Consider the following 11,331-nt stretch of genomic DNA (forward strand, 5'->3'; position numbering starts at 1 on the left):
AAGAACGATTCGTATTCTAATAGTTATAAAGTCTCATTTGTTTCAATTTCCCGAGACCGGCAAGGGACGTTCCGGCGTCGGAGGCAGCGGCGGTACCGCGCAAAGAAGCTACGATCCCCGGCCGCACGCGCTGTGCGATGGCAGGTTTCATGCTCAAGCTCATTGCCTCTTCGTTTCCCGCACTGCGCGGTCCGGCTCTGCGGCTGATTGCTCTCGGATTTGCCCTCGTTCTGGCGGGCTGCGCCGGTCTTCCCCCTCGCGCACCCGAACCGCCCACGCTGTCGATAGCAGCCTCCCCCGCCACCACGCTCGGCCGGGCTGCGGCAAGCCTGAGCGCAGCGCAGGACGGGCTTTCCAGCATCCGCCCGCTGGTCGAGGCATCTTTTGCGCTGGACGCCCGGTTCGAGCTGATGCGGCGGGCGCAAGCCTCGCTCGACGTGCAAACCTACCAGCTCGGCAACGACAAGACCGGCCGGCTGCTGCTGCGCGAACTGCGCGATGCCGCCCGGCGCGGGGTGCGCGTGCGCTTGCTGCTCGACGACTTCTACACGGCCGGCATGGACCGCCTGCTGCTCGGCCTTGCCGCGGAGCCCAATGCCGAGGTTCGCCTGTTCAACCCCTTCGTGAACGCCCGCGACCACTCGGCCACGCGGTGGCTGGAGTTCTTTGGCGATTTCCGCCGGCTCAACCATCGCATGCACAACAAGCTCTTCGTGGCCGACGGCGCCATGGCGATTGCCGGTGGCCGCAACTTGGCCGACGAGTATTTCCTGCGCAGCGAAGGCGCCAACTTCATCGACTTCGAACTGATCATGGCCGGCCCCGTGGTGCCGGAAGCCGCACGCATCTTCGACGCCTACTGGAACAGCGACGTGGTCTACCCGCTCCAGCGGATTGCCGGCGCCAGCGACAGCCCGGCGGTGCTGAAAGCGGAGTTCGAAGCCGCCACATCGCCGGCTTATGCGCCGCTGCTCGCCCCTCTCACCGGCACCGACCTGCTGGGCGACGCGCCGCTCGGCACGCAGCTGGCCGACATCGGCCGGGCGAAGTGGATGCGCGCCGAGGCCCATGCCGCGGCCGACAGCCCCAACAAGGCGCTGGGCACTCTTGCATCGCCGGCCGAATCGCTCGCGGCGCGATTCCATGAAATGACGGCGAGCGCGCGCTCGGATGTGGTCGTGATTTCGCCCTACTTCATTCCAGGCGAAGACGGCATGGCGCGCATCCGGGAAGGCCGGGCGCGCGGCGTACGCATGAGCGTCATCACCAATTCGCTGGCCGATAGCGACGAACCGCTGGTCAACATCAACTACAACCGCTACCGCGTCGACATGCTGAAGCTGGGTGTGAACCTGTACGAGGTCAGCACCCAGCAGCTCAAGCGCAACCGCCAGTTCCGCACGCTGCTCAAGAAAGCGCGCGGGCGCCTTCACGCCAAGCTTGCCCTGGTCGATCGGGAATGGGTGTTGCTCGGCTCCATGAACCTCGATCCCCGCTCGGCGCGGCTGAACACCGAGTTCGGCGTTCGCGTGCGCAGTTTCGAATTGAGCCAGGCGCTGCTGTACGCCTATCAGCTGGACGACATCGAAGGCGTCTACCGCGTGGTGCTCATGCCCGACGGCGAGAACGTGCAATGGATCGGCACCGGAGACGTGGACAACGAGGTGCTCGACAGCGAGCCGGACTCCAGCCTGCTCACACGCCTGCAGCTGCTGCTGTTTTCCTGGTTCGTGCCGACAGACCAGCTGTAGAGCGCCGCACGCCAAAGGTGGCCAGGGGCGCCAAAGGCGGCCATCGGCGGCATCTACAATGGAGAATGAGATTCGTTCTCAACAACTCCAATAAACGCACCAAAAAGTTCTCCATGGGTTCCCGCATCCGGTCGTCACGCATCGCCTTCGCCTTGCTCCCCCTCGCTTCTCTTTCCTCACTCGCAACAGCACAAGGCACCGGCAGCGGACAGTCCGACCCCGCGAGCACATCGCTGCCCGAGGTGCATGTTGTCGCCGACCCGGAATCCGGCGGCTACAACCCCACAAGCAGCAGCGGCGCCACGCGCACCAGCACGCCGCTGCGGGAGGTGCCGCAATCGGTACGCATCGTCTCCAGCCAGTTGATCGAAGACCTGGGTGCGACGCGCCTGGCCGACACGGTCGATTTTGTGAGCGGGATCACGCGCCTCAATGACTTCGGCGGCACGTGGGACAACTTCGGTATTCGCGGGTTCAGCAGCACCGACATGGGGTTTCTGGTCAACGGTTTTCCCGGCTCGCGCGGCTACAACCCGCCGCGCGACACCGCCACCGTCGAGCGCTTCGAATTCCTGAAAGGGCCGGCATCGGCCGTCTACGGCAGCAGCGAGCCGGGCGGCACGATCAACATCGTCACCAAGAAGCCGGAGTTCACGCGCCGCAACACGGCCGACTTCAGCATCGGCAGCCAGGGGCTGCGCCGCAGCACCCTGGACAGCACCGGCGCGCTGAGCCGCAGTGTGGCCTACCGCCTGAATCTGGCGGTGGAAGAAGGCGACAGCCGCAGCGACCTGTTGAGCAACCGGCGCACCCTGGTGGCGCCGGCGCTGACCTGGGTGATCGACGACAAGACGGTGCTCAACTACGAGTCCGAGTTCCTGCGTTCGAAAACGCCGCTGGACCGCGGGCTGATCAACGTACGCGGCGTGCTCGGCACCCTGCCCCGCGACCGCGTGCTCAACGAGCCCGGCGACGGCAACATGACGCTCACCAGCAATACGCACCAGCTCACGCTGGACCGCCAATTGTCGGAGAACTGGCGCGCGCGCATGGGCGCGAGCTACAAGGAAAGCACCTTTTCCGGCAACTACACCGAAGCAACATCGCTGGCCGCCGACAACCGAACGCTCAACCGCCGCGCGACCTGGCGCCAGCTGCCGTCGCGCGACACCTCGTTCCAGGCGGAACTCGAAGGAAAGTTCACGACCGGCGCCCTGGACCACACGCTGCTGATCGGCGTGGAAGCATCCAGGCTGTGGATGAACACCGAGATCCTTCGTTCGGGGAACTACCCGATCGATATCTACCAGCCGGTGTATGGAAAGCCCCAGCCGCCGCTCACGTCGCTCACCTCCAGTTCGGACGAGCATCAGCGTGCGAGCGCCGTTTTCGTGCAAGACCAGATCAGCCTTTCGCCGCAGTGGAAGCTGCTGGTGGGCGCCCGCTACGACCACTACAGGCAGAGCATCGAGGACCGCGTCGCAAACCGCAACAGCGCCCAGCAGCACGATGCCGTTTCGCCGCGCGCCGGCCTGACCTACCTGCCGAACGACTGGAGCTCCTGGTATGTCTCGGCCGGCAAGTCGTTCCGCGGCAACAGCGGTACCGACAAGAATGGCCGCGCATTCGATCCGCAGTACTCCACCGCGCTCGAGGCCGGCGTGAAGCTGCAGACGCCGGACCAGCGCCTGGGCGCCAACCTGGCCGTGTTCGACATCAAGAAGACGAACGTGCTGACGGCAAGCGACACGCCCGGCTTTTCCGTGGCCGCCGGCGAAGTCAAGAGCAGCGGCTTCGAGGCGGACGTCTACGGCCAGATCGACAAGAACTGGCGGGTAAGCGGAAATTTCGCCTACGTCGACGCCCGCATCTCGAAAGACGCCACGCTGGCAGCCGGCACCCGCATCACGAACATCCCGAGGACGAGCGCCGGCCTGTTCGCCATTCGCGAAGATGCGCTGGCCGACGGCAGCCGATATGGCGTCGGCGCCGGCATCAACTACGTCGGCAACCGCTCGGGCAACAACGCCGACACCTACGCCCTGCCGGCCTACACCACCGTCAAGCTGGTGAGCTTCTGGCAGATCAACAAGACCGCGCGCGTGTCGATCGACGTGCACAACCTGTTCAACAGGAACTTCTATACCGCCTCGTGGGGCAATTTGTATGTGATTCCAGGCGCGAAACGCAGCGTCGTGGCCAGTCTGAAGCTGGACCTCTGATGAACAAACTGCACCGAATCGCAGCCCTGGCCACCCTCGCAGCGGCGGCCGTACTTTCCTCGGCGGGCGCGCAGGCGCACGGCATCTGGTTTGCCCAGCGCTCGGGCGAACTCGCGCTGATCTACGGCGAAGGCGCCGACGATCTGGACACGGTCAAGCGGCAGCCGCTGATCACCGCGGTCACTGCCTACGACGCCTCCGCGAACCCCGTGCCAACGGCACTGGAGGTGAGCGGGCGTCTGCTGGTTGTAGACACGAAGGAGAAACCCGCCATCGTCGCGGCCGTGCTCGACAACGGCACCTGGAGCAAGACGCCGGAAGGCAAATGGCTCAAAAAGGGCAAGGACGAAGTTCCGGGCGCGCTCACCAGCGGCCACAACCTCAAATACGCGGTGCATCTGCGCAGCCCGCTCCGCGGTGCTTTGCCGCCGCTGCCCGGGCACACACTGCAGATCGTCCCGGTCGATTCCACGCTGCCCGACAAGCTTGGGCAAGACCTGCGCTTGCGCGTGCTCTACAAGGGAAAGCCCGTGGCGGGCGCCCTGGTGCTGAGTGACTTCGTCAACGACCCTGACGCCAAGCCCATGGAAAGCGGCGCCGACGGCAGCGTCGTTCTCAAGGTGCGCAACCAGGGGCTGAACGTCATCACCGCCGTCCTGGCGACGCCACCGGAAGACCCCGTCAAGACCGACAAGGTGGAGCACCTGGCATCGCTCTCCTTTGTGCTTGCGCACGCGCCGGAATAGGCGGGCGGGTGCCGGGGGGCTGCGCCCCGGCCCTTGAAACTCCGCCGATTGCCCTTATGATTAGCACTCACTGATGACGAGTGCTAACAGGCCCTCGCTTCCAGTTGATGGGTCGCCGGCCTCCGGTCCGGCGCCCGACCACAACCCCCGTTTCTTATCCAGGAGATGCAATGAAACTTCGTCCTTTGGCCGATCGCGTGATCGTCAAGCGTATCGACAGCGAAACCAAGACCGCCTCCGGCATCGTCATCCCCGACGCAGCCGCCGAAAAGCCCGATCAGGGTGAAGTCCTGGCCGTGGGCCCGGGCAAGCGCACCGACAAGGGCGACCTGACCGCACTGACCGTCAAGGTCGGCGACCGTGTCCTGTTCGGCAAGTACAGCGGCCAGACCGTCAAGGTCGATGGCGACGAACTGCTCGTGATGAAGGAAGACGACCTGTTCGCAGTCGTCGAGAAGTAAGCCTTCTCCTCCCTTTCGATCCCATTCAAATCCAATCCATTCGGAGTTAATTCATCATGGCAGCAAAAGACGTAGTCTTCGGCGGAGAAGCCCGCGCGCGCATGGTCGAGGGTGTCAACATCCTGGCCAACGCAGTCAAAGTGACCCTGGGCCCCAAGGGCCGCAACGTGGTGCTCGAGCGCTCGTTCGGCGCCCCTACCGTCACCAAGGACGGTGTGTCGGTCGCCAAGGAAATCGAACTCAAGGACAAGCTCCAGAACATGGGCGCCCAGCTCGTGAAGGAAGTGGCTTCCAAGACTTCGGACAACGCCGGTGACGGCACCACCACCGCGACCGTGCTGGCCCAAGCCATCGTTCGCGAAGGTTTCAAGCTGGTGGCTGCCGGCATGAACCCGATGGACCTGAAGCGCGGCATCGACAAGGCCGTCACGGCCCTGGTCGCCGAGCTGAAGAAGGCTTCCAAGCCCACCACCACCTCGAAGGAAATCGCGCAAGTCGGCTCCATTTCGGCCAACAGCGACGAAACCATCGGCAAGCTCATCGCTGACGCGATGGACAAGGTCGGCAAAGAAGGCGTGATCACCGTGGAAGACGGCAAGTCGCTGGACAGCGAACTCGACGTCGTCGAAGGCATGCAGTTCGACCGCGGCTACCTGTCGCCCTACTTCATCAACAATCCCGAGAAGCAATCGGCATTGCTCGACAACCCCTTCGTGCTGCTGTTCGACAAGAAGATCAGCAACATCCGTGACCTGCTGCCGGTGCTGGAGCAAGTCGCCAAGGCTGGCCGTCCGCTCTTGATCATTGCCGAAGAAGTCGAAGGCGAAGCCCTGGCTACCTTGGTCGTGAACACGATCCGCGGCATCCTGAAGGTCGTGGCTGTGAAGGCACCTGGCTTCGGCGACCGCCGCAAGGCCATGCTGGAAGACATCGCCATCCTGACGGGCGGCAAGGTCATCGCTGAAGAAGTGGGCCTGACGCTCGAAAAGGTGACGCTGGCCGACCTGGGCCAAGCCAAGCGCATCGAAGTGGGCAAGGAAAACACCATCATCATCGACGGTGCTGGCGCTGCCGGCGACATCGAAGCCCGCGTGAAGCAAGTGCGCGTGCAGATCGAAGAAGCGACCAGCGACTACGACCGTGAAAAGCTGCAAGAGCGCGTGGCCAAGCTGGCCGGCGGCGTTGCAGTGATCAAGGTTGGCGCTGCCACCGAAGTCGAAATGAAGGAAAAGAAGGCTCGCGTCGAAGACGCCCTGCACGCCACCCGCGCTGCAGTGGAAGAAGGCGTTGTGGCTGGCGGCGGCGTGGCTCTGCTGCGTGCCAAGCAAGCCGTGGGCGAGTCGGTCAAGGGCGACAACGCCGACCAGGACGCCGGCATCAAGCTGGTGCTGAAGGCTGTCGAAGCGCCCCTGCGCGAAATCGTGAACAACGCCGGCGGTGAAGCTTCGGTGGTGGTGAACGCTGTGTTGGCCGGCAAGGGCAACTACGGCTTCAATGCCCAGAACGACACCTACGGCGACATGCTCGAACTGGGCATCCTGGATCCGACGAAGGTCACCCGCACCGCACTGCAAAACGCAGCATCGGTGTCCTCGCTGCTGCTGACGACCGAAGCCATGGTCGCCGACGCACCGAAGGACGAGTCGGGCGCTGGCGGCGGCATGCCTGACATGGGCGGCATGGGTGGTATGGGCGGCATGGGCATGTAAATTTCGCTCGCCCCCAGGCTGCGCGGCACTTCGTGTCCGCTACGCCAACCCCCTACCGGGGGCAACACCTGCGGCCCGGCAAAGCCGGTTCCGCGGTGTTCCGCGAAATAAAAAAGCCCGTCTTGCGACGGGCTTTTTTTATGGGCGCTCGGAACGTTGACTGGTTATCGAAACTGGTCGCGCAGCGCCATGTAGAGCACCTGGAAGCGTGCATGGCGCGTCTTGTGCGAGCCGGCCCCTTCGGCCGACGGCGTCAGCTTCTGCTTCACCGGCGGCAGCGTGCACACCTCGGCCACGGTGCCGCCGTCGGCCAGCCACGCGAGGCGCGCCGCACCGAGCGCGCCGCCGGTCTCGCTGCCCGCATAGAGCGTGAGCGGGACCTGGAAGATGTCGGCCAGCAACTGGCCCCACCACACGCTGCGCGCGCCGCCGCCCACCAGCGCCACTTCGCGCAGCGGCATGTCGGCCGGCAGGCGCAAGGTGTCGAAGCCGTCGCGCAGCCCGAAGCTCACGCCCTCGACCACGGCATAGGCGATTTCCGCTGGACCGTGCGCATGCGTCAGGCCGAACAGCGCCCCCTGCGCATTGGGGTTGTTGTGCGGCGAGCGCTCGCCCGAAAGGTACGGCAGGAACAGCGGGCAACGCTCGCGCTGTGCCGGTGCGACCGATGCGGCCGCTTCGAGCAATGCCGCCTCGTCGGCGAACTTGAATGCCTTGGCAGCCCAGCTCACCGCGCTTGCGGCCGAGAGCATCACCGACATCTGGTGCCAGCGCTTCGGCAGCGCATGGCAGAACGCATGCATCGCCTGCGCGGGGTTCGGCAGAAAGCGGTCGGTCGAAACGAACACCACGCCCGAGGTGCCGAGCGACACGAAGCCCTGCCCAGGTTCGACCAGCCCCATGCCCACCGCACTGGCGGCGTTGTCGCCCGCACCGCCGGCGATGATTACCGAGCCGCTACCCACGCCCCAACGTTCCGTCAGCTCGGGCTTGAGTTGCGCCGACACTTCGCTGCCCTCGACCAGCCGCGGCATGTGGTCGCGCGTGAGCCCCGTGGCCGCGAGCAGTTCGTCGGACCAGTCGCGCGCACCGACATCGAGCCACAGCGTGCCGGCCGCATCGGACATTTCGCTGACGGCCTCGCCGCTGAGCATGAAGCGCAGCCAGTCTTTCGGCAGCAGCACGCGCGCCACGCGAGCGAAGATTTCGGGCTCGTGCTCGCGCACCCACAGCAGCTTGGGCGCGGTAAAGCCGGGCATCGCCAGGTTGCCCGCGATTTCGCCCAGCCGCGGTACGGCGCGCGTGAGCGCCTCGCACTGCGCGCCGCTGCGGCCGTCGTTCCAGAGAATGGCGGGACGCAGCACCTCGCCCTCGGCATCGAGGAGGGTGGCGCCGTGCATCTGACCCGACAGGCCGATGGCGCGCACCGCCCGCAGCGCATCGGGGTGCGCCTCCCGCAATTCGGCCATGACTTGCTCGAGCGCTTGCCACCACTGGCCCGGAGCCTGCTCCGACCAGAGCGGTTGCGGCCGTTCGACCGTGAGTGCCGCGCGTGCGACGCCGACGATGCGGTGATCGTCGGCGAGCAGCAGCGCCTTGAGCTCGGACGTGCCGAGGTCGAGTCCCAGATACAAGATAGTGCTCCCTGATTACGCCTTGAATGCTGGCTGTTGCTTCGAAGTCAGCCGAACCGCGTGTCGGCCTGGCGCCGGAACTCGCTCGGCGTCATGCCCTTGATTTCGAGAAACCGCCGGTTGAAGTTGGCCACGTTGTTGAAGCCGACCTGATAGCAGATGTCGGTCACGTAGTGATCGGTCTGCATCAGCAGGTGGCAGGCGCTGTTGATGCGCACACGATTGACGAAGTCGGTAAAGCTGTTGCCGGTGGAGCGCCGGAAGAAACGGCTGAAGCGGCTCTCGCTCATGCCGAGTTCGGCCGCCACGTCCGACATCGAGATGGATTCCGCCAGGTTGGCGGTGATGCGGTTGACGATGTCGTTGATCTGGTCGACCTGTGCATCGCCCTCGATGCCTTGCGCGCCCTGCATCTGAACGCTCGACAGCAGCCGATAGTCGGTGCATTGCGCGAGGTCGGCCATGAACTCGAAGAACAGCCCGAGCCGGCGCACGCCGCGGGCTGCCTTGATGTTGTCCCAGTGCGTTTGCGCCTGCTGCGACATGCCGAAGAACTCGATGCCGTGGCGCGCGCGTTCGAGCAGCTGCATCACTTCGCGCAACTCCGGAATTTCGGCGGCGGCGCTTTCGATCGGCTCGTGGCGGAACTGGATCACCCGGTCGCGCCCCTCGGCACCGCCTTCGGGCACGTCGAGAGAAATCCAGTTGTGCGGCAGCCGCGGTCCGCAAAGCACGAGATGACCCGGCTGGAACGGCCCGATCCAGTCTCCGATAAACGCCTTGCCCGAAGTCTCGGTGATCAGGTGCAGCTCGTAGTCTTCATGAAAGTGCCATCGCACCAGCGGGCTCGGAAAGCCGTGCGCAAGACAGCGCACCAGGCCGGTTTCAGGGGCCTCGTATCCCAGCGACGGAGAACGCGCGATGTCGCGCTCGAGTTCGGGTTGGCGCTGGCGGGGAATCGAGCGCTTGCGTGTGGACGTTGTCATGGCAGCATGGCTCAGGACCGGGAAGCGACGGCCCGATTGGTCCCATTGTCTTCCTGCGCGAGGGCCATGTGAACCGCTTCCAGCGTGGGTGGATCGGCCCCCTCGCGAGTGCAGTTCAGGGCAGCAGCGGTAGCGGCGAAGCGCATAACTTCGCGCCAGGCGCTGTCGCTCAGCTCGCCGAGCTGGGCCGGGTGTTCGATGCCATGCGCAAGCAGCGAAACCGAGAGCCCCGCCGTGAAGGTGTCCCCCGCACCGATGGTGTCGACCACCTGGACGCGCGGCGCCGCCACGGTGAGCGGAGCATGCCCCGTGCGCCAGAGCGTGGCACCGGCGCCGCCGCGCGTGACGACCACCGCGTGCGCGCCGGCCTGGAGGCACTCCGCGGCCAGTGCATCGACCGGCCGGCCGGGTGCGAGCAGTTCGGCATCCTCGTCGCTGAGCTTGACCAGATCGGCCATCGCCAACCACTCCATGACACGCGCACGGTAGGCGGCCATGTCGGGAATCAGGCTCGGCCGCACATTGGGATCGAACACGATCACGCGGCGCCCGGCGTTGGCCGTGACCAGCTCCGCGATACGCGTGGCCGCCGGCTCCTGCAGCAGCGAGATCGAGCCGAAATGAAGAAAGCGGCAGTCCGCCGGCAGTTGCGGCAGCGGCTCGGGCGCCCAGGTGGCGTCGGCGCTGCCGCGCGTGTAGAAGGCATAGCGGTTGGTCTGCGGCGTGCGCTCGACAAAGGCCAGCGTCGACGGCGCATTGCTGCGCAAAATGAAGCTGGTGTCGACGCCGTTGCGTTCGAGAAAGCCCATCAGCCGTTCGCCGAACAGGTCGGTCGACAACTGCGTAAGAAAGCCAGTGGGCTGGCCAAGGCGCGCGCAGGCCACGGCCGTGTTGAGCGGCGAGCCGCCCTCGTGGCCCAGGAATGCGAGGGTGCCTGGCTCGCTGGCGGTGAAATCGATCAGGGCTTCGCCCGTGAGTGCAATACGCATGGTGCGTTAATTCTCGGTCAAGACAAGGCGCGAGCATCGGCCATGAAGCCGCGCTCGGCGGCCAGCGTGGCGGGATGATCGAGCAGTTCGGCAAAAAGGCGCGGCGGAATCGTGATCGCCCCCACGCCCAGCCCCAGCAATGAAAGATACGCCTCGCGCGAGCGAATGCTCGCCACCAGAAGCCGCGTGCCGGACGAAGGGCGCTGCGCGACCAGGGTCTGCATCTGCGCAATCAGCGCCAACCCGTCGATGCCGGCATCCTCAAGGCGCCCCAGGTAGGGAGCCGCGTACGCCGCGCCCAACTGTGCCGCGAAGTGCGCCTGCTCGGGTGCATACACAGCGGTCCATGTCACCGGCACGCCTTGCGCAACGAGCCGCGCGCCGGCGTCGAGGCCCTGGCGCGTGGCGGGAATCTTGACGACGAGTTGGCCGCGGTCGAAGTGCGGCAGCAAGGCCTCTGCATCCTCGAGCATGCCGTCGACCTCGCTGGAATACACCTGCGCCTGCACCTGTCGTGCGCCCAACTCGATGCAGCGTTTCAGCAAACCGGGTACCTCGCCGCGGCCCACACCGGCACGCTGCAGCAGCGTGGGGTTGGTCGTCACGCCGTGCACCACCGGGTGCGGCAGGCAGGCCTGCAGTTCGGTCAGGTCGGCGCTGTCCAGGTACAGATGGAAGTCTTCGTTCATGGGATTGCACTATGCAAAGGGAAGTGTGCTTTCGGGGCGATCTTGTTCTTGTTCAGGGCGCGTGCACAGGCCACCGGGTACTCCCCTCCGCGAATGTCCCCCGCCTTCGGCTCCTCCTTTATTTCGCTGCGGGGAGCACCCGAT

The 11,331-nt window shown here is 65.4% G+C and carries 9 protein-coding genes; 5 read left to right on the forward strand and 4 right to left on the reverse strand.

Annotated elements, in window-relative coordinates; translation table 11 throughout:
* The first annotated feature begins 149 nt into the window (after positions 1–149).
* The 5 genes from ABIC94_RS23560 to groL all read left to right on the forward strand — a co-directional run bounded on the left by ABIC94_RS23560 (position 150) and on the right by groL (position 6,889).
* Positions 150–1,751, forward strand: coding sequence for a phospholipase D family protein (locus tag ABIC94_RS23560; protein ID WP_354375401.1), 1,602 nt, complete (start codon positions 150–152; stop codon positions 1,749–1,751).
* Between the two features lie 113 nt (positions 1,752–1,864).
* Entirely contained in the window at positions 1,865–3,973 is a 2,109-nt protein-coding gene (locus ABIC94_RS23565; RefSeq protein ID WP_354375402.1) for a TonB-dependent siderophore receptor, read from the forward strand.
* A complete protein-coding gene (locus tag ABIC94_RS23570; RefSeq protein WP_354375403.1) occupies positions 3,973–4,719 on the forward strand; it encodes a DUF4198 domain-containing protein in 747 nt (248 codons plus the stop codon). The genes ABIC94_RS23565 and ABIC94_RS23570 overlap by 1 nt, the downstream gene beginning before the upstream one ends.
* Positions 4,720–4,889: 170 nt before the next feature.
* Positions 4,890–5,180: a co-chaperone GroES gene (locus tag ABIC94_RS23575; RefSeq protein WP_021005834.1), complete on the forward strand. Its 291-nt coding sequence runs from the start codon at positions 4,890–4,892 to the stop codon at positions 5,178–5,180.
* A gap of 56 nt (positions 5,181–5,236) precedes the next feature.
* Positions 5,237–6,889 (forward strand): chaperonin GroEL, encoded by a 1,653-nt coding sequence (groL, locus tag ABIC94_RS23580; protein WP_354375404.1) that lies wholly within the window; start codon positions 5,237–5,239, stop codon positions 6,887–6,889.
* Between the two features lie 164 nt (positions 6,890–7,053).
* On the opposite strand, the gene xylB is transcribed toward groL, so the two are convergent.
* Genes xylB through ABIC94_RS23600 form a run of 4 tightly spaced genes read right to left on the reverse strand, consistent with a single transcriptional unit; the run spans position 7,054 to position 11,187 of the window.
* Positions 7,054–8,523, reverse strand: a complete 1,470-nt coding sequence (gene xylB, locus ABIC94_RS23585; RefSeq protein ID WP_354375405.1) for a xylulokinase — start codon at positions 8,521–8,523, stop codon at positions 7,054–7,056.
* A 47-nt stretch (positions 8,524–8,570) separates the two neighbouring features.
* Entirely contained in the window at positions 8,571–9,509 is a 939-nt protein-coding gene (locus tag ABIC94_RS23590; RefSeq protein WP_354375406.1) for an AraC family transcriptional regulator, read from the reverse strand.
* Positions 9,510–9,520: 11 nt separating this feature from the next.
* On the reverse strand, positions 9,521–10,498 hold the full coding sequence (locus tag ABIC94_RS23595; RefSeq protein WP_354375407.1) for a carbohydrate kinase family protein: 978 nt from the start codon (positions 10,496–10,498) through the stop codon (positions 9,521–9,523).
* A gap of 17 nt (positions 10,499–10,515) precedes the next feature.
* Complete coding sequence (locus ABIC94_RS23600) at positions 10,516–11,187, reverse strand: transaldolase family protein (RefSeq protein ID WP_354375408.1); 672 nt, start codon at positions 11,185–11,187, stop codon at positions 10,516–10,518.
* Between the last annotated feature and the right edge of the window lie 144 nt (positions 11,188–11,331).

Source organism: Variovorax paradoxus, assembly GCF_040544635.1.
GTDB classification, from domain to species: Bacteria; Pseudomonadota; Gammaproteobacteria; order Burkholderiales; family Burkholderiaceae_C; genus Variovorax; species Variovorax paradoxus_R.